Origin of the sequence: Shinella sp. HY16, from assembly GCF_028534175.1 — a bacterium.
Taxonomy (GTDB): Bacteria; Pseudomonadota; Alphaproteobacteria; order Rhizobiales; family Rhizobiaceae; genus Shinella.
In genome coordinates this window covers 4,061,264-4,083,586 of record NZ_JAHYXL010000001.1, presented here as the reverse complement: position 1 = coordinate 4,083,586, position 22,323 = coordinate 4,061,264, and the positions used below count along the sequence as shown (strand labels likewise).

Genomic DNA, 22,323 nt, shown 5'->3' with positions numbered 1-22,323 from the left:
TCTTTCGGCATGGCTGACGAACCTCTGACCGCAACCGAACCGCCGCCCTTTCTCGAACGGGTGCGGCGGCAGTTGCGCGGGCTCTATTTCGGCCGCGACCGGGAGGCGATCCGTTTCCAGGTCACCATGCTCTTCGTCGATATCGTGATCCTCGGTTTCTTCATCGCCGGCCCGTATCTGCGCACCGGGCCGGCCTACATCATCGTCGATTACGTCATCGCCGCCATCATCGCCTTCGAGCTTGCCGCACGGGCGCTGATCGCGCCGAACCTGCGCTACTGGGCAACGCGGCCGATGACCTGGGTGGATATCGTCGTGCTCGGCACACTGCTCTTTCCCAATCAGCTGCACAATTTCGCCTTCCTGCGTGTCCTGCGCATCTGGGCGATCAGCCAGAGCAAGCTGGTGACATTGCTGCTGCACCGCATCGGGCAAGGCGAGAAGGAGGAGGTCATCCAGGCCTGCGTGAATTTCCTCGTCTTCCTCTTCCTCGTCACCGGCTTCGTCTACAGCAACTTCTTCTACGGCGCCGAGGGTTTCGAAGGCTTCGTCGACGCGCTCTATTTCTCCGTCGCGACCGTCACGACCACCGGCTTCGGCGACATCACCCTGCCCGGCACGCTGGGAAAGCTCACGTCCATCGTCACGATGATCATCGGCATCTCGCTCTTCGTCCGCCTCGCGCAGGCGATCGTGCGGCCCTACAAGGTGAACTTCCCTTGCCCGCAATGCGGCCTCTCGCGCCACGAGACCGATGCCGTGCACTGCAAAGCCTGCGGCCATGTGCTGAACATTCCGAACGACGACGCCTGAATCACCCTGTCTTGGCCCGCCGCGCCTGTTCCCGCAGGACGGGAAAGATGCTACTTTAGAAAAGTCGGAATAACCGACATATCGCATTGCAAGACCGTATTCTCCAAAGGGCCAGAGGGGAGCCGTCCATGCGCAAGATCCTTGTTTCCATCGCCATTACCGCCATGTCCCTTGGTGCTTCCGCCGCACCGTCGCTCGCCGGCATGACGCCGGACCCCGCGACGATCCGGCCGGCAAGCGCCGTCGAGCTTGCCACGCACTACTACGGCCACAAGCCGAAGTGCTTCTGGAAGAAGATCAAGAAATACGACTACTACGGCAACCTCGTCATCAAGAAGGTGAAGGTCTGCCACTAGGCGCCTTGCCGGCCACGGTTGGGGAACCGCCGCCGGACAAGACCTGAAAACACTGCCGCAACGGGCAGGACGGAGCAGTCGTCCTTCCGAGCGTGGGGCATGCGCTACAGGCGGCTGGAGGTTTCCGCGCTTCTTCGAAGCACGAAAACACTCCAGCGTCTTGTTTTCACACGATTGCGGGCGCAAAACCGCTTCAGCGCTTTTGCTGGAATTGTTTGGGACCCGCCATGTCGCTTGCTGGAAAACGCATCCTCCTCGTCATGTCCGGCGGCATCGCCGCCTACAAGAGCCTCGACCTGATCCGCCGGCTGCGCGAGCGCGGCGCCGAGGTTCGTCCGGTCATGACGGCGGGCGCGCAGCAATTCGTCACGCCGCTTGCCGTCGGCGCGCTTTCGGCCGGCCATGTCTATACCGACCTCTTTTCCCGCGAAGACGAGCAGGATGTCGGGCATATCCGGCTGGCGCGCGATTGCGACCTCATCGTCGTCGCCCCCGCCACGGCCGATCTCATGGCGAAGATGGCGAACGGCCTCGCCGACGACCTTGCCTCCACGGTGCTGCTCGCCACCGACCGGCCGGTGCTGCTGGCTCCTGCCATGAACCCGAAAATGTGGTCGCATCCGGCGACCCGGCGCAATGTCGAGACGCTGCGGGGGGACGAGCTTGCCTTTGTCGGCCCCAATGCCGGCGAGATGGCGGAGGGCGGCGAAGCCGGCCTTGGCCGCATGGCCGAACCGCTCGAGATCGTCGCAGCGGTGGAAGGCCTGCTCGATGGTAACGCAAGGCCGCTGGCCGGCCGCAAGGCCGTCGTTACGTCCGGGCCGACCCATGAGCCTATCGACCCCGTGCGCTACATCGCGAACCGCTCCTCCGGCCGGCAGGGCCACGCCATCGCCGCAGCGCTCGCCCGGCTCGGAGCCGAGGTGACGCTGGTGTCCGGCCCCGTCACGCTCAGCGATCCGCCGGGCGTCAAGGTGGTGAAGGTCGAGCGGGCGGACGAGATGCTGCAGGCGGTCCTCGGCGTACTGCCCGCGGATATCGCCGTCATGGTCGCGGCCGTCGCCGACTGGCGCGTGGCAACACCGAACAGCGAGAAGATCAAGAAGCAGCCGGGCGAAGGGCCGCCCCCGCTGATGCTCGCCGAGAACCCGGATATCCTGAAGACCGTCGGCCATCATGCCAAACGCCCGAAGGTCGTCGTCGGCTTTGCCGCCGAGACGCAGGATGTCGAGAACAACGGCCGGGTGAAGCTGCAGAAGAAGGGCGCCGACCTCATCGTCGCCAACGACGTCTCGCCGGAAACGGGCATCATGGGTGGCACGCGCAACAGCGTGAAACTGATCACCGCCGGCGGCGTCGAGCAATGGCCGGATCTTTCGAAGGACGACGTCGCCGGTCGCCTTGCCGGCTGGATTGCCGAACGGCTTACTTGACGAGGGCGAGACGCCCTTCCATCGCCTGTGCCGGCCGGCCGGCGGGAGAGAAGATGCGCACGTCGACGCCGTTTTCGCCGAGCACGACGGCGCTGCCATCGGGGATTTCCACCCAGGCTTCCGTATCGTCGTTCAGCGGTTCGGAGACCAGGCAATAGCCGCCCGTCGCACCCATTGGCGCAGCGTAGAGCGTCGGCGCCGCGTAGTCCGTCGCATAGCGCACCGCATAGAGCTGGTCGCCATCGGTGAAGGCGGCGGTGAAGCGCACGAGCACGCGGCGCTCCAGATGGGCGGCGAGCCGTTCGACGAAGGCGATCGTCTCGGCCATCGCGCCGAGCGGGTCGCGGGCAAGGCCGAACTGCAGGGCAAGCAGGAAGAGCAGCTCGGAATCCGTCGAGCCGGTGCGGGCCATGTAGAGGTCGTTGTCGAGCATGGTTTCGAGCGGCCGGCGCAGATGCTCGAAGTCGGCGATCTGGCCATTGTGCATGAAGGACCAGATGCCGTTGACGAAGGGATGGCAGTTGTCGCGCCGCGTTCCGCCGCCGGTTGCGGCACGCACATGGGCAAGAAACAGCGGCGAGCGCACCTGGCTGGCAATGCTGCGCAGGTTGCAATCCGACCAGGCGGGCAGGATGTCGCGGTAGCGGCCGGGCTCCGCGCGCTCGCCATACCAGGCGATGCCGAAACCGTCGCCATTGGTCGCCGTCTTGGCACGGGTGGCGCAGTGGGATTGCTCGATCAGCGAATGGGCAGGCGAGGACACCAGTTCCTCAAGGAAAAGCGGCTCTCCACGATAGGCTGCCCAACGGCACATGACGCTACTCTCGCTTTCGAAGACCGGCACGAACCGGTGATGGACCCGACGCATTAACCATGGCACTGCCCGGATTTTCAACGCAAATGGGTAAAATTGCGTTAACGAATGTAAACGGGCCGAAACCATGCGTGTCATTATGATGACAGCAGCAAAGGGCGCAGTTTCCGGCGGAACATGCGTTTTGTGAACGGTCCGTTTCCCGGGCGCCGGATTTCGTGAACAATGACCGGGGCGTATAAGGGCTGCAAGCAACCCGACCGAAAGGACCTCCCGATGTCCATACGCCCCGTCAAGCACGAAAGCATCGCCCAGCCGACCATGGAAGGCGCCGGCGTCAAGCTGCACCGCGTCTTCGGGTTCGGTGATCCCTCGATGACCGATCCCTTCCTGATGATGGACGATTTCCGCAACGACAACCCTGCGGACTACATCCGCGGCTTCCCCTGGCATCCCCATCGCGGCATCGAGACCATAACCTATGTGCTGGCCGGCACCGTGGAACACGGCGACAGCCTCGGCAACAACGGCGTCATGGGTGCCGGCGACGTGCAGTGGATGACCGCTGGCAGCGGCATCCTGCACCAGGAAATGCCGCGTGGCGACTTTGCCGGCAAGATGCACGGTTTCCAACTGTGGGCCAACCTGCCCTCCTCGCTGAAAATGACCGCGCCGCGCTATCAGGATATCAAGTCCGCCGACATCCCCGTCGTCGTCGATGACGACGGCACGGCGGTGCGCATCATCAGCGGCAGCTTCTGGGGCCGGAGCGGGCCGGTTGACGGCATCGCCGCCGAACCGGTCTATCTTGACGTTTCCGTACCGCCGGGCAAGCGCAAGGTGCTGCCCGTCGACACCTACCGCTCCGCCTTCGCCTATATCTTCGCCGGTTCGGGCACCTTCCGCGATGCCTCCAAGCCGTTCGGCGTGAAGGTGGAGAAGGAGTACCAGGGCGAGGAGCTGAACATTCGCGATCTCTCCGGCAACCGCACGCTCGTGGTCTTCGACACGGGCGACGAGGTGACGGTTCAGGCTGGCGAGAAGGGCATCCGCTTCCTGCTCGTTACCGGCAAGCCGATCCAGGAGCCCGTCGCCTGGCATGGTCCGATCGTGATGAACACGCGCGAGGAGCTGCAGCAGGCGATGCGCGAACTGCAGAACGGCACCTTCATCAAGCCGGCGCATTGACGCGCGGCCGCGAAACCCTATCCTTCCGCCCTGTCCCGCGGCGGAAGGATAGACCATGCGGATCGACGGCCAATGCCATTGCGGCTTCGTCACCTACGAAGCCGAGATCGACCCCGAGGCGGTCTCCATCTGTCATTGCACGGATTGCCAGCGGCTGACCGGCTCGCCCTACCGCGTCACCGCGAGCCTTCCGAAGGACGCCCTGCGCCTCACCGGCAATCCGCCGAAACTCTACACGAAGACGGCCGAGAACGGCCGCAAGCGCCTGCAGTATTTCTGCCCCGAATGCGGTTCGCCGCTGTTCACGACAGGCACGGACACCGATGCTGCAACGTGGGGCATCCGCTGGGGCAGCATCAACCAGCGCGCCGCGCTTTCCCCGAAAAGCCAGATCTGGTGCCGCTCGGCCCTCGACTGGTTCGGAGAAGCGACGGCGCTTCCCGGCGTCGCGACGGATTGAACCATGGCGACGGAGCGTTTCCAGATCGTGCGAACGGGCCTCGACGGTATCGAGGCGGTCTTTGCCGACAGCCGGCATACCTTCGCGCGCCATACGCACGAGACCTACGGCATCGGCCTCATCGAACGCGGCGCGCAGAAATCGGCGAGCGGGCGCGGGCTGGTGGAGGCAGCGGCCGGCAACACGATTACCGTCAATCCCGGCGAGGTGCATGACGGCGCGCCAATCGGCGGCGCCGCGCGTGCCTGGCACATGCTCTACCTGCAGCCCGCGCTCGTCCAAGCGGCCGCCGAGGATATTTTCGAAGGGCGACCGCGCGAGGAATTCTACGCGCCGGTGCTGGAGGACGGGCGCATTGCGGGCCTGGTTTCGAGGCTGCTCACCCTGCTTCTCGACGCAAGCGCCGGCGCGCTCGACCGCGAAGAACAGCTTCTCCTGCTGCTTGCCGCCGTGCTGCGCGAACAGGCGCCGCGGCAGGACGGTCCCGCGGCGATCGGCCGTGCCCGTGACCGGCTCGACGGCGATCCGGCCTCGGCCGTGACGCTGGAAAACCTTGCCAGCGAGTGTGGGCTCGGCCGCTTCCGGCTGGTGCGCGATTTTGCCCGCCTCACCGGCCTGACACCGCATGCCTACCTGCTCCAGCGCCGCACCGAGCTTGCCCGGCGGCTGATTGCTTCCGGCACGCCGCTCGCCGAGGCAGCGATTGCGGCCGGCTTTGCCGACCAGAGCCACATGACGCGCAATTTCACCCGCCGCTACGGCTACACACCTGGCACCTATCTCGCCGCCCGCGCCTGAACGGCCTGCATCCCGCAATTTCGTTCAAGACCCGCGCCGCCCTTCCGGTATTCCCTGCCGTCTTTCAAGCCGCATGGAACCAGACATGACTTCCGAATTCCTCATTACCTCGCTCGTCGTCATCCTTTTGCCCGGCACCGGCGTGATCTATACGCTGGCGCTCGGCATCAGCGGCGGGTTCCGCGCTGCTGTTCTGGCCGCCTTCGGCTGCACGCTCGGCATCATCCCGCATATCCTCGCCAGCGTCGTTGGCCTCGCCGCCGTGCTGCATGCCAGTGCGCTCGCCTTCGAGGTGCTGCGCTATATCGGCGTCGCCTATCTCCTGTTCATCGCCTGGAGCCTGCTGAAGGACAGCAATGCGCTGGATGTCGGGCCGGAGCAGGCACCGGTCGGCGGCGCGGCAAGGATCGTGCGCAAGGGCATCTTCACCAACATCTTCAATCCGAAGCTCTCGCTGTTCTTTCTCGCCTTCCTGCCGCAGTTCATCCCGGCGGGCACTTCCGGCGATGCCACCGGACAGATGCTCTTCCTCGGCGGCATCTTCATGGCGCTCACCTTCCTTGTCTTCGTCGGCTATGGAGCGCTTGCCGCCGGCCTGCGCCGGCAGGTGCTGAGCCGGCCGGCGGTCATCGTCTGGATGCAGCGCAGCTTCGCCGCCGCCCTCGGCCTCATGGGCCTCAGGCTTGCACTCGCCGACCGGTAACGGCCTGAGCGGGCTGCCGACCGGTCCTAAAGAGCGTGAAAATGATGCAGCGGGCCGTGGCCGGAGCCGACGGTCAGCGCATCCGACATGCGCACGGCACCGGCGATGAAGCGCTTGGCCGCCGCCACGGCATCGGGGAGCGCCAGTCCCTTGCCGAGTTCGGCTGCGATTGCGCTCGACAGGGAACAACCGGTGCCATGCGTGTTGCGTGTCAGCACCCGCACACCCTCGAACCAGTGCAGCCGGTCTGGCGTCGCGAGCACGTCGGGGCTCTCGCTGCCCGGCAGATGACCGCCCTTCAGCAGCACCGCCTTCGGCCCGAAGCCAAGCAGCCGCCTTGCCTGGTCCTCCATACCAGCCCGGTCCACGGCCTCCGCCTCGCCCAGGAGGGCAGCCGCCTCCGGCAGATTCGGCGTCAGCACGCTTGCGCGCGGCAGCAGCTGGCGCGTCAGTGCGGCGACGGCCTCCTGCGCCAGGAGCGAAGCCCCGCCCTTGGCGACCATGACCGGGTCGAGCACGATGGGCACATCACGATGCGGCGAGAGGGCAGCGGCCACGGCTTCGGCGATCTCTGCCGAGGCGATCATGCCGATCTTCACCGCATCCACCCGGATATCGGCGAAAACCGCGGCGATCTGCGCCGCCACGAAGCCGGGCGGCACCAGATGCACGCCGGAAACGCCTTGCGTATTCTGCGCCGTCAGGGCCGTCAGGGCCGCCATACCGTAAGCACCGCGCGCGGCAAACGTCTTGAGATCCGCCTGTATGCCCGCGCCGCCCGAGGGGTCGGAGCCCGCGATCGAGAGAATGTTTGCGATTGTGTCGGCCATCTCGCCTCCTTTCGGCAGGGGTGGCCTCGGGGTGGCTGCGATGCGGCACCCGTTCGACTCCCTCCGCCGGCATGATCCGGTTCAGGTTCAAAGGGTGCTTCTCAGCCCGCCTTCCGGCGGACGCCCCTGTCTTAAACGAGTTTTCGCAAATGACGCGGCGCCTGTCACGCCGAAAGTGGCGTACAGGAGCGTTTGCCCCCGGCGCCATGCATCCTTCTCCCTGTCCGCAGGGAGAAGGCGGCCGATGGATTCGCAGGCAGGTAACCCGCCCAATCAGGCCTTTGTGACGTGGTATTCCTTGATGGCAACCATCTTGATTGCCGGATACCGCTCTGCCTCGTAGCGCAGCGAGAAGGCATCCTGCGCCAGGAAGACCGGGTCGCCGTCAAGGTCGCGGGCGATATCGCCGCGGCGCTGGGTGACGAACTTGTCCAGCTCCGCTGCGCTGTCCGAGGAAATCCAGCGGCAGACGGAAAAGCGTGACATTTCGAAGGAGACCGGCAGGCCATATTCCGCCGAAAGCCGCTCCTTCAACACGTCGAGCTGCAGCGCACCGACGACGCCGACGATGGCGGGCGAGCCGTCTTCCGGCGAGAAGAGCTGCACGACGCCCTCCTCCGCCATCTGCTGGAGCGCCTCCTTCAGCTTCTTGGCTTTCATCGCGTCTTCCAGCCGCACGCGACGCAGAATTTCCGGCGCGAAGTTCGGCACGCCTTCGAAGACCAGCGCCTCGCCTTCCGTCAGCGTGTCGCCGATACGGAGCGTGCCATGGTTGGGAATACCCACCACGTCGCCGGCATAGGCCGTATCGGCCAGCTGGCGCTGCGAGGCGAAGAAGAACTGCGGGGCGGAAAGGCCGATCGTCTTGCCCGTGCGGGCAAGGCGCACCTTCATGCCACGCTCCAGCATGCCGGAGCAGACGCGGGCAAAGGCGATGCGGTCGCGATGGTTCGGGTCCATGTTCGCCTGGATCTTGAAGACGAAGGCCGTCATCTTGTCTTCCGAGGCGTGGACCTTGCGCACATCCGCCACCTGATCGCGCGGCGGCGGCGCGAAGGCGCCGAGTGCGTTGATGAGGTCTCGCACGCCGAAATTCCGCAGCGCCGAGCCGAAGAAGACCGGCGTCATGTGCCCCTCAAGGAAGGCCTCCTGATCGTAGGGCCGGCAGGCCTCGCGGGCGAGTTCAAGCTCTTCGGTGAAGGCGGCCCGCTCGTTTTCCGGCAGGTTCTTCGCCACGACGGCCGGGTCGTCGATCTTCGTCGGCTGCACTTGCGTGTCCGAGCCGCGGAAGGTGCGCTCGGCCAGGTGATAGGAGCCGCAAAAGGTCTTCGAGCGGCCGACCGGCCAGGTGATGGGCGCGGTGTCGAGCGCCAGCTTCTCTTCCACCTCATCGAGGATTTCGAAGGGGTCGCGGCTCTCGCGGTCCATCTTGTTGACGAAGGTGATGATCGGGATGTCGCGCAGGCGGCAGACCTCGAACAGCTTCAGCGTGCGCGGCTCGATGCCCTTGGCGGCGTCGATGACCATGACCGCAGCATCCACCGCCGTCAGCGTGCGGTAGGTGTCGTCGGCGAAGTCCTCGTGGCCGGGCGTATCGAGAATGTTGAAGACGTTGCCGTCATATTCGAAGGTCATCACCGAGGTGACGACGGAGATGCCGCGTTCACGCTCGATCTTCATCCAGTCCGAACGGGTCTGGATGCGGTCCTTCTTCGCCTTCACTTCGCCGGCGAGCTGGATGGCACCGCCGAAAAGCAGGAGCTTTTCCGTGAGGGTGGTCTTACCGGCATCCGGGTGCGCGATGATCGCAAAGGTGCGGCGGCGGGAGACCGCCTCTGCAAGGGTTTCGGCCATTTTCTGCAATATCCTGTGAGTTGCCGCGGTCTTTACAGGCTCCGCCGGGAAGATGCAATTGACGGGGTGGGACTGCGGCCGGCTTATGGGCGGATGAACGCACACGCCTCCACCCAGCCCATGCTCAGCCTTCTCCGCCTGCCGCATGGCGCGGGCATAGAACTTCCCGCCTACGAGACCGGCGGCGCCGCCGGCATGGACCTGCGTGCCGCCGTGGCAGAAGATCAATCGCTGACACTGCTGCCCGGCAAGCGCACCCTGGTGCCGACCGGCTTCGTCTTCGAAATCCCGTCCGGTTACGAGGGGCAAGTCCGCCCCCGCTCCGGCCTTGCCTTCAAGAACGGCGTCACCTGCCTCAACACGCCCGGCACCATCGACAGCGACTATCGCGGCGAGGTGAAGGTGCTGCTCGTCAATCTCGGCGATGAGCCTTTCGTCATCGAGCGCGGCATGCGCATCGCGCAGATGGTGATCGCCCCGGTCACGCAGGTCGCCGTGCGCGAGGCGGAGACGGCGAGCGAGACGACACGCGGAGCCGGCGGTTTCGGCTCCACTGGCGTACGCTAGGTCGATGCCCCACCGCGAAGACCTTTCCTTCCGTTCGGACTATTTCGGCGACAGCGCCGCCTGGCGGGCGCTCGCCGGTCTACTTGAGGATGTCTTCGACATCGATGTGACGGTCATGGACCGGCTCGGCGGACCGGACCCGACCAGTATCCCCTTTGCCTGGTTCGACGGTGAAGGCCGCTGCATCGCAAATATCAGTGCCTTTTCCCTGCCGCTTGTCGTCAACGGCACCTTCGTGCGCGCCGCGGGCCTGCAATCGGGCGCCGTGCGGCCGGAATACCGTGGAAAGGGGCTCTACCGCGACGTCATGGAAGCGGCGCTACGGCACTGCGATGCGGAAGGGTTCGAGGCCGTCGTGCTTCTGACCGATACGCCGGATCTCTACCGCCGCCATGGCTTTCGCGTGCTGGCGCAGCATCGTTTCGAAGGACCGGCGCCGACAGGCGGCCGGGCCGGGCCGCTTCGACGGCTCGATATCGGCAGCGAGGCCGATTTCACGCTGCTCGGCCGCCTGCTTGAGGGACGCCGACCGGTATCCGATCACTTTGCGCCGCTGCGGCAGAAGGAGATGTTCCTCTTCAATGCCGCGCTGATGCCAGACCTCAGACTCGACCTGATGGAAGAGACCAATACCGCGATCGCCTGGCAGATGAGCGAGGATGGCGGCGTCGATCTCCTCGATGTCGTCGGCGCGCGCATTCCGAGCCTTGCGGACATCCTGGCGAGCCTGCACACCGCACCTGCCCGTGTCACCGTGCACTTTGCACCCGATCATCTGGACTGGGCGGGCGCGGGTCTACCGGACGAAACGACATGGTGCTCATGCTGCGCGGGTCGGATGGGCTTTCGCCGGAGCAACCTTTCGCGCTGCCGCCGATGGCCGAGTTCTGATCAGCGGCGCGCATCCATCGCCATGCGCAGCGCAAACCCCGCGAGCACGGTGCCCATGAGCCAGCGCTGCACCAGCATCCAGCGCGGACGAGTCGTGAAAAGGGCAGCAACGGAGCCGGCGGAAACAGCGATCAGTGCATTGACGCTGATGCTGATGGCGACCTGCGTGCCGCCGAGGACCAGTGCCTGCAGGAAGACATCGCCCTTCGCCGGGTCGATGAACTGCGGCAGCAGCGAGAGATAGAGCACCGCGACCTTCGGGTTCAGCAGGTTTGTCAAAAGGCCCATGAGAAAAAGCTTGCGGTTGCTGTCTCGCGGCAGTGCCTTCACCTCGAAGGCAGAGCGCCCGCCAGGACGTAGCGCTTGCCAGGCAAGCCAGGCCAGATAGAGCGCGCCGGCAAACCGCAGCGCATCATAGGCATAGGGCACCGCCATCAGAAGCGCGGTGATGCCAAGGGCTGCGGAGATGAGGTAGAACACGAAACCGAGCGCCACGCCGCCAAGCGAGACGAGACCGGCTGCCGGCCCCTGACAGATCGAGCGGGAGATGAGATAGATCATGTTCGGGCCCGGCGTCAGCACCATGCCGAGCGCGATGAGGGCGAAGGCGGCAAGGCTGGTGACGTCGGGCATCCACGATCCTCCATGGCGGGAACAAGACATATCGCGCGTTTCCAGCCTGCAGCAAGTGCCCATCTCCCCAGACGCCATGGAGGCGTGAAAGGTGTGCAGCGCAGTTTTCCAAAGTCCGGTTTTCCGTTCCGTCTAGAGCGCTGCAAAACCGCTTCGCTCCCGGGCTGGAAGTGCGCTAGAAGAACAGGATCCTTCGGAGTTCCGTCATGACCGTCGCTGTCCTGCTTGCTTATTGTGGCGCCTTGTTCATCGCTGCCATCATTCCCGGTCCCGGCATCACGGCGATCGTCGCGCGGGCGCTCGGCTCGGGGTTCCGGCCCACTTTCTTCATGGGGCTCGGCCTCATCCTCGGCGACATGATCTATCTGACGGCGGTCATCCTGGGCCTTGCCTTCATCGCCCAGACCTTCACCACGACCTTCATGCTGATCAAGATCGCAGGCGCGCTCTATCTCGGCTATATCGCCTGGAAGCTCTGGACGAGCGGCCTCATCCCGCAGGATATCGAGGCGCGGACCTCGAGCAGCATGACGATGTCGTTCCTCTCGGGTCTCTTCGTGACGCTCGGCAACCCGAAGACCATGCTCTTCTATGTCGCGCTGGTGCCGACGCTGATCGATCTCGAGGCGATCGGCCTCGAAGACTACGGCATGCTGCTTGCCGCGACCTTCGTGGTGCTGCTCGTCGTGCTGGTGCCCTATATCGCCCTTGCCTCGCGCGCGAGGCTTCTCCTGAAGCAGCCGAAGGCGCTGCAGCGGATGAACCGGGTCGCCGCCGGCATTCTCGCCGGGACCGCCGCTTACATCGCGACCCGCGCGGCGTGAAGGTTCATCCGGTTTTGCGCCGGCAGGAAACGGATTATTCCGTTTTCGGCACTTTTGTCGCGAAATCCGGACTCGTCTCCGGCACCATTCGCTCCTATCTTCTGCGGAACGAGAACCGAGGGAGCACCCGATGACCGACACCCGCAAATCCGGCCGCGGCCGTATCTACGCCTCCATCACCGAGACGATCGGCGATACGCCGATCGTGCGGCTCGACAAGTTTGCAAAGGAAAAGGACGTTTCGGCCACCCTTCTTGCAAAACTCGAATTCTTCAACCCGATCGCCTCGGTAAAGGACCGTATCGGCGTGGCGATGATCGAGGCGCTCGAAGCCGATGGCAGGATCACGCCCGGCAGCTCGACGCTGGTGGAGCCGACCTCGGGCAATACGGGGATCGCGCTCGCCTTCGCTGCCGCCGCCAAGGGCTACCGCCTCATTCTCACCATGCCGGAGACCATGTCGATCGAGCGGCGCAAGATGCTGGCGCTGCTCGGTGCCGAACTTGTGCTGACCGAAGGCCCGAAGGGCATGAAGGGCGCGATTGCCAAGGCAGAGGAGCTGGCCGCCACCATTCCCGGCGCGATCATCCCCCAGCAGTTCGAGAACCCGGCCAATCCCGAAATCCATCGCCGGACGACCGCCGAAGAGATCTGGAACGACACGGACGGCGCGGTCGATATCCTCGTTTCCGGCATCGGCACGGGCGGCACGATCACCGGCGCCGGCCAGGTGCTGAAGGCAAGGAAGCCCGGTTTCAAGGTCGTCGCCGTCGAGCCGGCCGACAGCCCGGTCCTGTCCGGCGGCGCTCCCGGCCCGCACAAGATCCAGGGCATCGGCGCCGGTTTCGCGCCGGCGGTCCTTGATACGTCCGTCTATGACGAGGTCGTGACCGTCACGAACGACGAGGCCTTCGAAAATGCCCGCCTCGTGGCACGGCTGGAAGGCGTACCGGTCGGCATCTCCTCCGGCGCAGCGCTCACCGCCGCCGTCAAGGTCGGCAGCCGCCCGGAAAACGCCGGCAAGACCATCGTCGTCATCATCTCCTCCTTTGCCGAGCGCTACCTTTCCACCGCGCTCTTCGAAGGTCTCGGCGGCTGAGGCTCCCGGCCCGTCGCGCCATGCGCAAGGCGGGCCGCCACCATTTCCCGGCGGGCACTTCATGCTCCACCATCTCTCCCTCGGCGTTCGCGACATTCTCCGCGCAGCCGCGTTCTACGACGCGGCCCTGGCGCCGCTCGGCTACGGGCGGGTGTGGTCGGATATCCGCCCCGGCGAACCGGATCAGGCCGTCGGCTACGGGCCGCCGGGCAGTGGCGACAAGCTCTGCCTGAAGGACCGCGGCATGGTCGCCGCCCCGCCGGGACCGGGCTTTCACGTCGCTTTCGCCGCACCGAGCCGCAGCGCGGTGCACGCCTTCCATCAGGCCGCCCTTTCCGCCGGCGGACGCGACAACGGCCCGCCCGGCCTTCGGCTCCACTACGGTCCGGCCTACTATGCGGCCTTCGTGATCGATCCCGACGGGCACGCTATCGAAGCCGTCTTCAAAGACCCGGTTTAAGCCTCTATCGGCAGGCGTACCGTTCGCCCGCCACCGATCAACCTGGCACGATCCTCTCCACATCAAGGACGGCTCGGGCAGCGACACAATCCCCGGACTCCAAGGCGGGAGGCACTTGATCAGCAACGGCGCGACGAATGGCACCGGCGACCGGGAGGTCTACGCGTCCGTCAGAACAATCCCGATGAAATCCGGCTCACCGGAGTGGCTGCATAACTCGTTCTCAACACCATCCGGCACCGAAGCGATTTCGCTTCGGCTGGTGGGGCTTTGGTTTTGCGGTGCACCCACATCGCTGGAGCATTTCCGGTAAATCCGTGTTCACCGGAAATGCTCTATCTCCTTGTTTCTTCCGCATTGCCCGCCGCCGAAACGATCCCGCTTCGGCTGGAAATGCTCCAGGATCACGCCGCCGCGGAAAGCCGTTCGCTCGCAATGCGGTAGGAGATTGCCTCCGCAAGGTGAATACGCCCGACGATGGGCGTTTCATCGAGATCGGCGAGCGTGCGGGCGACCTTGAGGATGCGGTGATAGCCACGCGCGGAAAAATGCATCTTTTCCGCGGCATCGCGCAAGAGCTGGAGGCCACCGGGATCGGGCTCCGCCACCTTTTCGACGAGCGCGGTCGAAGCACGCGCATTGCTGGTGACGGAGGCCATGCCGAGCCGGGCAAAACGATCGACCTGCAGGACGCGGGCACGGGCAACGCGGCGGGCGACGGTCTCGCTGGCCTCGGCAGCCATGGGGCGGATGAGGTCCGTCGCCGAAACGGCCGGCACGTCGATGCGGATGTCGATACGGTCCATCAGCGGACCGGAAATGCGGGCCTGATAGTCGCTCATGCAGCGCGGACCGCGGGCGCAGCTGCGGCCGGGTTCACCCGCCATGCCACAGCGGCAGGGGTTCATCGCCGCGACGAGCTGCATGGCGGCAGGGTAGCTCACCCGATGGTTTGCCCGGGCAATGATGCACTCCCCCGTTTCGAGCGGCTGGCGCAGGGCATCGAGCGCCTGCGGCGAGAATTCCGGCAGTTCGTCGAGGAAGAGCACACCATTATGGGCGAGCGACACCTCGCCGGGCCTTGCCCGCGATCCGCCGCCGACCAGCGCGGCCATGGTGGCGGAATGGTGCGGTGCACGAAAGGGCCGACGATCCGACAGCCGACCGCCGGAAAGCTGGCCGGCGATGGAATGGATCATCGAGACCTCCAGCAGCTCGCGCGGCGAGAGCGGCGGCAGGATGGCGGCAAGGCGCGCGGCGAGCATGGATTTTCCCGAGCCCGGCGGGCCGACCATCAAGAGGTTGTGGTTTCCCGCCGCCGCGACCTCCAGCGCCCGCTTGGCACTCTCCTGCCCACGGATATCGGCAAGATCCGGCAGGCCCGCCGCTGCCGTACGGATGGCGGGCGCCGGCCGGGACAGGACCTGCGTGCCCTTGAAATGGTTGGCGAGTGCAATGAGGCTGCGCGGCGCCAGGATGTCGAGATCGCCGCCGGCCCAGGCGGCTTCCGCACCGTTTTCCGCGGGGCAGATCAATCCCTTGCCGAGCGCATTCGCCCCCATGGCCGCCGGCAGCGCTCCGGCGACCGCGGCGATCGTGCCATCGAGGTTCAGCTCGCCGATGACGACGTAGTCCTCCAGCGCATCCCCCGGCACGGCACCGAGCGCCATCATGAGGCCGAGCGCGATGGAAAGGTCGTAGTGGCTGCCTTCCTTCGGCAGATCCGCCGGAGCGAGATTGACCGTCACGCGCTTCGGCGGCAACGAGAGGCCCGACGCGTGCAGGGCGGCCTGCACCCGCTCGCGGCTTTCGGCAACCGCCTTGTCCGGCAGGCCGACGATCTGCATGCCCACCTTGCCGGGTGCGACCATGACCTGCACATCGACGGGCACACCCTCGATGCCCTGAAATGCAATCGTACCGACCCGCGCCACCATGATTGCCCCCGCCCGCTCCCGCCGCGCCGCGCTTCATTTCGCGCAAGGCACCGCGACACGTTTTCGCCGAAAACGATTGCCGCAACCCCTTCTGGTTGCAGGCGCAAATCTGGCATGGAATCCGGAATGAAACAAGAACAATTATAGAACTTGCGAGGGAATTTTCCGCGCACTGGTTGTACTCGGTTGCAAGGACGGAACGAAGGCGGGACGTTCGCAAACGGAACGCCCCGCAACGGTCCTTGCCGCGGGTGGCAAGCGGCTCAGCGCTTGCTCTCGATGGCGTCCCAAAGCAGGGCGGAGATGTCTGCGCCGCCGAACTTCCGCACCTCCCGGATGCCTGTCGGAGAGGTCACGTTGATCTCTGTCATATAGTCGCCGATGACGTCGATGCCGACGAAGAGGAAGCCGCGCTCGCGCAGCGCCGGGCCGATCCGGGCGCAAATCTCCTTTTCGCGCGCCGTCAGCTCCGTCGGCTCCGGCCGGCCGCCGGCATGCATGTTGGAGCGGGCGTCGTGTTCGGCAGGCACGCGGTTGATGGCACCGACCGGCTCGCCATCGACGAGCAGGATGCGCTTGTCGCCCTTGCGTACGTCCGGCAGGTACTGCTGGGCGATGAAGGGTTCGCGGAACATCTGGCCGAACATCTCGAGCAGCGAGGAGAGATTGCGGTCGTCCTTGGTAGAATGGAAGACGCCGGCGCCGCCATTGCCATAGAGCGGCTTCAGGATCATGTCGCCCATCTCTTCACGGAAACGGCGGATTTCGGCGGGATCGCGGGTGATGAGCGTTGCCGGCATGAGGTCGGCGAATTCGGTGACGAAGATCTTTTCCGGCGAGTTGCGCACCCAGGCCGGGTCGTTGACGACCAGCGTCTTCGGGTGGATGCGCTCCAGGAGATGCGTCGAGGTGATGTAGGACATGTCGAAGGGCGGGTCCTGGCGCAGCAGCACCACATCCATCGTCGAGAGGTCGATGCGCTCGGGGTCACCGAGCGTATAGTGGTCGCCCTTGACGTCGCGCAATTCCATCGGCTCGGCGGTGGCGTAGACCTTGCCGTCGCGCAGGCTCAGACGGTCTGGCGTATAGTGAAAAAGCCTGTAGCCGCGGTTCTGCGCCTCAAGGCTCATGGCGAACGTGGAATCGCCGGCGATGTTGATGGTCGACACATGGTCCATCTGGACCGCGACGTTCTTGATCTTTGCCATGGAAAGTCCCCTCAGGAATGCCCGACACATTTAGGGTGCGGGCGGCGCGATGGCAACGGGCCTCGCACGGGGTCAGGCGAAGCCATCGATTTGGCAGGTGATGAGGTCGTGGTCGGAAAGCGGGCGTCCGGAGGGGCAGAGCGAGGAGACGATCTGCGTCTGCGAGACGGCGAGGCCGCGTGCAAGAAACCAGTCGAGCTTCATCGCCCGCTCGGGCCAGCGCGTGATGAGGCTCGGGCGTGTCGTCATCCCGTCCAGCGGGCCGCCATGGCGAATGAAGCCCCGTTCAGCCGCGCGGGCAAAAAGCCCCTCGGCCTCGAAATCGCCGTCGGCGTGGTTGCCCGTGTTGAGGTCGCCGCCGATGAGGACGGGATGGCCGGGGAAAGCGGCGTCGAGCGCGTCGATCAGGCCGATCATCTGGCGCTCGCGATAGGCGGCCGTCGTAGCGCTTTCGAAATGCGTGGAGGCAAGGACGAGTGGGCCGGCCTCCGTGTTGACGACAGCGCCGATCGCCATGCGCTCACCAAGACGCGGCTGGTCGACCTCGCCCATGAACCACAGGCGTTCTCCTTCCAGCCGCAGCAGGAAAGGCTGGTGCAGCGGCACGGTGGCCATGAGGCCGTTGCCGTGCAGACCGCGGCGATTGAACGGATCCTTGCAGAATTCCAGCTCCGTGTCGGAGCCGAGGCCGAGTTCGATGAATTCGACGCCGTAGAGATAGGCCATGCCGAGATCGCCGGCGACCTCGGCCGTGGTGTGACGCTGGCGCGTGCGGGCCATGCCATCGTCCATTTCGGAGAGCAGCACGATCTCGGCACCGGTCGCGCCGAGATGCTCGGCGCTTTCGAGCGGAAAGAGGCAACGCTCGAGGTTCCACGCGGCGACGGTGAAGGGAAAGGGCAACGGTTCGGCGCGCTCGGCACGGCCGCCTTTCTCCACGGCGTTCATGCAGGCAAGCTCCGCCATCCGGGCATCGTGCGCCGGTATGGACTTTTCGAGATCGGCTATCGCCGCACGCTCCGCCGGAGTGGGAGCGGTCAACCTGTCGACGACCGTGCGGATCATGACGCGGGCTCCAGCGCCGGGATGCCGGCGGCATGGGTTTCCGACCGCTCCTCGCCCGACCAGTCGATCCGCCGACCGCTGGCACTGTCGAAAAAATGCAGCCGGCAGGGTGCGATGGAGAGCGACGCGGTTTCCGGCAGCAGATTTTCCGAGGAGACCGCGGCGACGAGCGGCTGGTCGCCGACGAAACCATGAACAAGACGCTGGGCGCCCAGTTCCTCGACATAATCGATCCGGAAAGGCAGGCTGCCCTCCCCGCCCGGATGGAGACGCAGATCCTCGGCACGCAGGCCGACGGTCACAGTGCCCTGTGCCGGGACCGTGGCGCCGAGGTCGATGAGGGCCGGGCCGAGGGCGAGTTTGTTGCCATGGATTTCGCCGGAAACGAGATTCATAGCCGGCGAACCAATGAAGCTGGCGACGAAGGTTGTCGCCGGGCGATGATAGACGTCGAGCGGACGACCGATCTGCTCGATCCTGCCGCCGGAGAGCACGACCAGTCGGTCTGCCAGCGTCATGGCTTCGAGCTGGTCGTGAGTGACGTAGATGGAGGTCGTGCCGACGCGGCGTTGCAGGCGCTTGATCTCGCCGCGCATGGAGACGCGCAGTTTCGCGTCGAGGTTGGAGAGCGGCTCGTCGAAGAGGAAGGCGGAGGGTTTGCGCACGATGGCGCGGCCCATGGCGACGCGCTGGCGCTGGCCGCCGGAGAGCGCGCGGGGCTTTCGTTCCAGATAGGGCTGGAGTTCGAGCATGCGGGCGGCTTCCGCCACGCGCGCGTCGATCTCGGCCTTCGGCGTGCGGCGGTTCTTGAGGCCGTAGGCAAGGTTTTCGTAGACCGTCATATGCGGGTAGAGCGCATAGTTCTGAAAGACCATGGCAATGTCGCGGTCGGCCGGATCGACATCGTTGACGACGCGTGAGCCGATCGTCACCTCACCCTCGCTGATCGTCTCCAGCCCCGCGACCATGCGCAAAAGCGTCGACTTTCCGCAGCCGGAGGGACCGACGAGCACGATGAACTCGCCGTCGGCAATGTCGATCGAGACGGAGCTGACGGCGGTCACGCCGCCATTGTAGATCTTGGACACGCCCTTGATACCGATCGATGCCATGGGACGACCCTCCTATTTGTCGCTTTCGGTGAGGCCCTTGATGAACCACCGCTGGAAGATCAGCACGATCATGACCGGCGGCAGCATGGCGAGGATCGCCAGCGCAAAGGCCTCGTTGTAATCGGGAATGTTGGAGCCGACCCAGACGAGCAGGATCTGCTTGATGCCACGCACCAGCGTGAAGAAGCGCTCGTCCGTGGTCATCAGCGTCGGCCAGAGATACTGGTTCCAGCCATAGACGAACATGATGATGAAGATGGCGGCGATCATGGTGCGCGAGAGCGGCACCAGCACGTCGATGAAGAACTTTATCGGCCCGGCGCCGTCGATGCGCGCGGCCTCCAGCAGTTCCTCCGGCACGGACTTGAAGAACTGGCGGAAGAAGAAGGTACCGGTGGCCGATGCCAGGAGCGGCACGATGAGACCGGTATAGGTGTTGGTGAGCGAGAGCTTGTTCATCACCTCGTAGGAGGGGACGATGCGCACTTCGAGCGGCAGCAGCAGCGTCGTGAAGATCATCCAGAAGAACAGCGTGCCGAGCCTGAAGCGGAAATAGACGATGGCATAGGCGGCGAGCATGGACAGAATGATCTTGCCCGCGGCGAAACCGACACCAAGGATCAGCGAATTCCAGATCATGCGCGCACCGGTGATCTCGCCGGTAAAGCCGCCTTCGCGCGTCAAAACGGTGTTGTAGGTCTCGGTGAAATTGCCGCCCCAGGTGATGGAGAGGCCGTTCCTGTGGATGTCGGCGGCATCGTGCGTCGAGGTCATGAAGGCGACCACCACGGGCGCGACCATGACGAAGACGCCGAGCATGAGGATGAGATGATCGAACAGACGGGTACGGTTCATGGCGGGCGGCCTCTCAATTGTAGTGCACGCGCCGCTCGATGAAGCGGAACTGGAAGATGGTGAGCACGAAGACGACGATCATCAGGATGACGGACTGGGCGGAGGAACCGCCGAGGTCGTTGCCGCGGAAGCCGTCCATGTAAACCTTGTAGACCAGCGTGATCGGGTTGTTGGCGGCCTTGTCCTTCACCATCACGTCGATGACGCCGAAGGTGTCGAAGAGGGCGTAGGTCATGTTGATGATGAGCAGGAAGAAGGCAGTGGGCGCGAGCAGCGGCAGCGTCATCGTCCAGAAGCGCCGGACGCCGGAGCGGCAGTCGATGGCGGCCGCCTCGCGCACGGAGGCCGGAATGCTCTGGAGCCCCGAGAGGATGAAGATGAAATTGTAGGGGATCTGCTTCCACACCGACACGATGATCATGGCAATGGCGGTATCGTTGTAATTGAGGCCGACCTTCATGTCCCAGCCGAAAAGGGCGGCGAATTTCACCAGAGGGCCGATATGCTGGTCGAAGAACATCATGCCCATCAGGCCCGCGACCGGCGGGGCGATGGCGTAGACCCAGATCAGCAGCGTCTTGTAGGTCGCGCTTCCCTTCAGCACCGCATCCGCCTTGACGGCGAGCAGCATGCCGATCCCGAGCGACAGGAAGGTGACGAGCGCGGTGAAGACCACGGTGAAGCGGGCGATCGACTGGTACTGCGGGGAACCGAGCGCATCCGAATAGTTCGCCAGGCCGACGAAGGTAGAACCGAAGCCGAAGGGATCCTCGAGATAGAAGGACGACTGGATCGCCTGGACGGACGGCCAGTAGAAGAAGACGAAGATGATCGCCATCTGCGGCGCGATAAAGAGATAGGGCAGGTAGGGCGACGAGAACTGGACGCGCTTCATGTCGTGGCCTTTGAAAGAGCGGAGGCGGCGGGCGACTGCCCCTCACCCCAACCCTCTCCCTAGCCAAGCGGGGAGAGGGGGAGGAAACGCCGCGGCTTGGTCCCTTCTCCCCGCCTGCGGGGAGAAGGTGGCCGGCAGGCCGGATGAGGGGCCGGCCGGAGCTGAACCTATCAGCCGGCGGTCTTGGCAAAGCGGGCGAGCAGGTCGTTCGCCTCGGTCTCGATCGTCTTCAGGGCGTCTTCGACCGACGTTTCGCCGGCGAAGATACGACCGTATTCACGCTCCATGATCTCGCGGATCTGCGGGTAGAAGCCGAGGCGGTAGCCCTTCGACCAGTCGCCCGAGGGCAGCATGAGCTGCTTGATGCCGACTTCGGCGACCGGGGTCTTTTCATAGTAGCCTTCGGACTTCGCCAGCTCGTAGGCCGCCTTGGTGATGGCGACGTAGCCGGTGGCCTGGTGGTAGAACTTCTGCACTTCCGGCGAGGTCAGGAACTGGAAGAAATCGGCCGTGCACTTGTTCTCTTCGTCCGACTTGCCAGACATGGCAAACAGCGCAGCACCGCCGATGAAGGAGTTGGTGCCGGCGCCCTCGACGCTCTGCCAATAGGGCAGGAAGGTCGCGGTGAACGGCTTCTGCGCGGTCTTCGTCAGGCCACCGAAGGAACCCGAAGAACCGATCCAGAAGGCGGCCTTGCCCTCTTCGAAGAGCTTCTGGTTGTCGTTCCAGCCGGCGCCGTAGTAGCCGAAGTAACCCTCGTCGGCCCAGGACTTCAGCTTGGTGAACATCATGACGAGGTTCGGGTCCGTCATGTTGATCTTGGTGTCAACGACCGAGTCGTAGCCGTTGTTGTTCGTTGCGAACTGGATGTTGTGGCGCGAGAAGAAGTTTTCGGTGAACTGCCAGGTCAGCTGCGACTGGACGAGCGGCAGGTAGCCGGCCTCCTTCAGCTTCGGCGCGATCGCCTCGAACTCTTCCCAGGTCTTCGGCGCTTCCACACCGACCTTTTCCAGGGCTTCGGTGTTCACGTACATGATCGGCGCTGAAGAGTTGAACGGCATGCCGACGAACTTGCCATCCGGCGCAGCGTAGAAATAGCGCACGCCCTCGATGAAGGCTTCGCGGTCGAACTTGTGGCCGGCGCCGGTGATCAGGTCTTCGGCCGGGATGACGGCGTTCGGAGCGTTGATGATCGTCGCCGCGCCGGCGTCGAAGACCTGCAGGATGTTCGGCTGCTCGCCCGAGCGGAAGGCGGCGATGCCGGAAGCGAGCGCTTCCTCATAGGTGCCCTTCGAAACCGGCGTCAGCGCGCAGGCCGACTGGGCCTCGTTGAACTTCTTGGCGACTTCATTGATGACTTCGCCGTTGCGACCGGCCATGCCGTGCCACCAGGTGATGTTGGTGGCGGCCATCGACGCCGAGGCGGAAAACGCGAGTGCGAAACCTGCGAGGGAAAGCGGCTTGAACATGGGTTGCTCCTCTTCACCGGATTTGGTGTGAGGGGTGCACTAAGGGGCCACCGTGACGG

General features: G+C 64.9%; 24 protein-coding genes, 1 pseudogene and 1 riboswitch. Of the genes and pseudogenes, 13 read left to right on the top strand and 12 right to left on the bottom strand.

The window, feature by feature from the left end; translation table 11 throughout:
- Positions 1–9 precede the first annotated feature (9 nt).
- From K0P03_RS20040 to coaBC, 3 genes are all read left to right on the top strand, one after another.
- Positions 10–813, top strand: a complete 804-nt coding sequence (locus tag K0P03_RS20040) for a potassium channel family protein (protein WP_272790424.1) — start codon at positions 10–12, stop codon at positions 811–813.
- A gap of 128 nt (positions 814–941) precedes the next feature.
- Positions 942–1,169, top strand: a complete 228-nt coding sequence (locus K0P03_RS20035; protein WP_023516244.1) for a hypothetical protein — start codon at positions 942–944, stop codon at positions 1,167–1,169.
- Between the two features lie 227 nt (positions 1,170–1,396).
- A complete protein-coding gene (gene coaBC / locus K0P03_RS20030; RefSeq protein ID WP_272790423.1) occupies positions 1,397–2,602 on the top strand; it encodes a bifunctional phosphopantothenoylcysteine decarboxylase/phosphopantothenate--cysteine ligase CoaBC in 1,206 nt (401 codons plus the stop codon).
- Here coaBC and K0P03_RS20025 read toward each other — a convergent pair.
- Positions 2,595–3,416, bottom strand: a complete 822-nt coding sequence (locus tag K0P03_RS20025) for a class II glutamine amidotransferase (RefSeq protein WP_023516246.1) — start codon at positions 3,414–3,416, stop codon at positions 2,595–2,597. The two genes, coaBC and K0P03_RS20025, sit on opposite strands and share 8 nt — an antisense overlap.
- A gap of 276 nt (positions 3,417–3,692) precedes the next feature.
- Between K0P03_RS20025 and K0P03_RS20020 the strand changes: the two genes are divergently transcribed.
- From K0P03_RS20020 to K0P03_RS20005, 4 genes are all read left to right on the top strand, one after another.
- On the top strand, positions 3,693–4,604 hold the full coding sequence (locus K0P03_RS20020; RefSeq protein ID WP_024270233.1) for a pirin family protein: 912 nt from the start codon (positions 3,693–3,695) through the stop codon (positions 4,602–4,604).
- Between the two features lie 55 nt (positions 4,605–4,659).
- Complete coding sequence (locus tag K0P03_RS20015; protein ID WP_023515492.1) at positions 4,660–5,064, top strand: GFA family protein; 405 nt, start codon at positions 4,660–4,662, stop codon at positions 5,062–5,064.
- A gap of 3 nt (positions 5,065–5,067) precedes the next feature.
- A complete protein-coding gene (locus K0P03_RS20010) occupies positions 5,068–5,862 on the top strand; it encodes an AraC family transcriptional regulator (protein WP_272790422.1) in 795 nt (264 codons plus the stop codon).
- 85 nt (positions 5,863–5,947) lie between these two features.
- Positions 5,948–6,565 (top strand): LysE family translocator, encoded by a 618-nt coding sequence (locus K0P03_RS20005; protein ID WP_023511947.1) that lies wholly within the window; start codon positions 5,948–5,950, stop codon positions 6,563–6,565.
- A gap of 26 nt (positions 6,566–6,591) precedes the next feature.
- Here the strand turns inward: K0P03_RS20005 and thiD are convergent, their stop codons facing one another.
- Positions 6,592–7,395, bottom strand: coding sequence for a bifunctional hydroxymethylpyrimidine kinase/phosphomethylpyrimidine kinase (thiD, locus tag K0P03_RS20000; protein WP_023511946.1), 804 nt, complete (start codon positions 7,393–7,395; stop codon positions 6,592–6,594).
- A gap of 41 nt (positions 7,396–7,436) precedes the next feature.
- A riboswitch (TPP riboswitch) is annotated at positions 7,437–7,533 on the bottom strand.
- A 135-nt stretch (positions 7,534–7,668) separates the two neighbouring features.
- Positions 7,669–9,249, bottom strand: coding sequence for a peptide chain release factor 3 (locus tag K0P03_RS19995; RefSeq protein WP_023511945.1), 1,581 nt, complete (start codon positions 9,247–9,249; stop codon positions 7,669–7,671).
- Between the two features lie 93 nt (positions 9,250–9,342).
- Between K0P03_RS19995 and dut the strand changes: the two genes are divergently transcribed.
- Complete coding sequence (gene dut / locus K0P03_RS19990; protein WP_272790421.1) at positions 9,343–9,816, top strand: dUTP diphosphatase; 474 nt, start codon at positions 9,343–9,345, stop codon at positions 9,814–9,816.
- A gap of 4 nt (positions 9,817–9,820) precedes the next feature.
- Positions 9,821–10,162, top strand: a pseudogene (locus tag K0P03_RS35610) (GNAT family N-acetyltransferase); the annotation flags it as partial.
- On the opposite strand, the gene K0P03_RS35605 reads toward K0P03_RS35610, so the two are convergent.
- Both K0P03_RS35605 and K0P03_RS19980 read right to left on the bottom strand, forming a co-directional pair.
- Positions 10,136–10,576 carry a hypothetical protein gene (locus tag K0P03_RS35605; RefSeq protein ID WP_336314295.1) on the bottom strand — a complete coding sequence of 147 codons (441 nt, stop codon included), beginning with the start codon at positions 10,574–10,576 and terminating at the stop codon, positions 10,136–10,138. The pseudogene K0P03_RS35610 and the gene K0P03_RS35605 sit on opposite strands and share 27 nt — an antisense overlap.
- Positions 10,577–10,707: 131 nt before the next feature.
- Positions 10,708–11,340 carry a LysE family translocator gene (locus K0P03_RS19980; protein ID WP_272790420.1) on the bottom strand — a complete coding sequence of 211 codons (633 nt, stop codon included), beginning with the start codon at positions 11,338–11,340 and terminating at the stop codon, positions 10,708–10,710.
- A gap of 206 nt (positions 11,341–11,546) precedes the next feature.
- On the opposite strand from K0P03_RS19980, the gene K0P03_RS19975 reads away from it, so the two are divergent.
- From K0P03_RS19975 to K0P03_RS19960, 4 genes are all read left to right on the top strand, one after another.
- On the top strand, positions 11,547–12,164 hold the full coding sequence (locus K0P03_RS19975; RefSeq protein WP_050742668.1) for a LysE family translocator: 618 nt from the start codon (positions 11,547–11,549) through the stop codon (positions 12,162–12,164).
- A 130-nt stretch (positions 12,165–12,294) separates the two neighbouring features.
- Positions 12,295–13,263: a cysteine synthase A gene (cysK, locus tag K0P03_RS19970; protein ID WP_272790419.1), complete on the top strand. Its 969-nt coding sequence runs from the start codon at positions 12,295–12,297 to the stop codon at positions 13,261–13,263.
- A 61-nt stretch (positions 13,264–13,324) separates the two neighbouring features.
- Positions 13,325–13,723: a VOC family protein gene (locus K0P03_RS19965; protein ID WP_272790418.1), complete on the top strand. Its 399-nt coding sequence runs from the start codon at positions 13,325–13,327 to the stop codon at positions 13,721–13,723.
- Between the two features lie 115 nt (positions 13,724–13,838).
- The gene (locus K0P03_RS19960) at positions 13,839–14,036 is read left to right on the top strand and encodes a hypothetical protein (protein WP_272790417.1); all 198 of its coding nucleotides are present in this window, start codon (positions 13,839–13,841) and stop codon (positions 14,034–14,036) included.
- 91 nt (positions 14,037–14,127) lie between these two features.
- Here the strand turns inward: K0P03_RS19960 and K0P03_RS19955 are convergent, their stop codons facing one another.
- From K0P03_RS19955 to K0P03_RS19925, 7 genes are all read right to left on the bottom strand, one after another.
- A complete protein-coding gene (locus K0P03_RS19955; protein ID WP_272790416.1) occupies positions 14,128–15,660 on the bottom strand; it encodes a YifB family Mg chelatase-like AAA ATPase in 1,533 nt (510 codons plus the stop codon).
- Between the two features lie 263 nt (positions 15,661–15,923).
- Positions 15,924–16,868, bottom strand: coding sequence for a glutathione synthase (gene gshB, locus K0P03_RS19950; protein WP_023511937.1), 945 nt, complete (start codon positions 16,866–16,868; stop codon positions 15,924–15,926).
- Positions 16,869–16,940: 72 nt separating this feature from the next.
- Positions 16,941–17,933, bottom strand: a complete 993-nt coding sequence (locus K0P03_RS19945; protein ID WP_272790415.1) for an endonuclease/exonuclease/phosphatase family protein — start codon at positions 17,931–17,933, stop codon at positions 16,941–16,943.
- Positions 17,930–19,045: a sn-glycerol-3-phosphate import ATP-binding protein UgpC gene (locus K0P03_RS19940; RefSeq protein ID WP_272790414.1), complete on the bottom strand. Its 1,116-nt coding sequence runs from the start codon at positions 19,043–19,045 to the stop codon at positions 17,930–17,932. Before K0P03_RS19940 ends, K0P03_RS19945 begins: the two co-directional genes overlap by 4 nt.
- A 12-nt stretch (positions 19,046–19,057) precedes the next feature.
- Entirely contained in the window at positions 19,058–19,900 is an 843-nt protein-coding gene (ugpE, locus tag K0P03_RS19935; protein ID WP_023514973.1) for a sn-glycerol-3-phosphate ABC transporter permease UgpE, read from the bottom strand.
- 13 nt (positions 19,901–19,913) lie between these two features.
- Positions 19,914–20,795, bottom strand: a complete 882-nt coding sequence (locus tag K0P03_RS19930) for an ABC transporter permease subunit (protein ID WP_050742675.1) — start codon at positions 20,793–20,795, stop codon at positions 19,914–19,916.
- A 170-nt stretch (positions 20,796–20,965) separates the two neighbouring features.
- Positions 20,966–22,264 carry an extracellular solute-binding protein gene (locus K0P03_RS19925; RefSeq protein WP_050742676.1) on the bottom strand — a complete coding sequence of 433 codons (1,299 nt, stop codon included), beginning with the start codon at positions 22,262–22,264 and terminating at the stop codon, positions 20,966–20,968.
- Between the last annotated feature and the right edge of the window lie 59 nt (positions 22,265–22,323).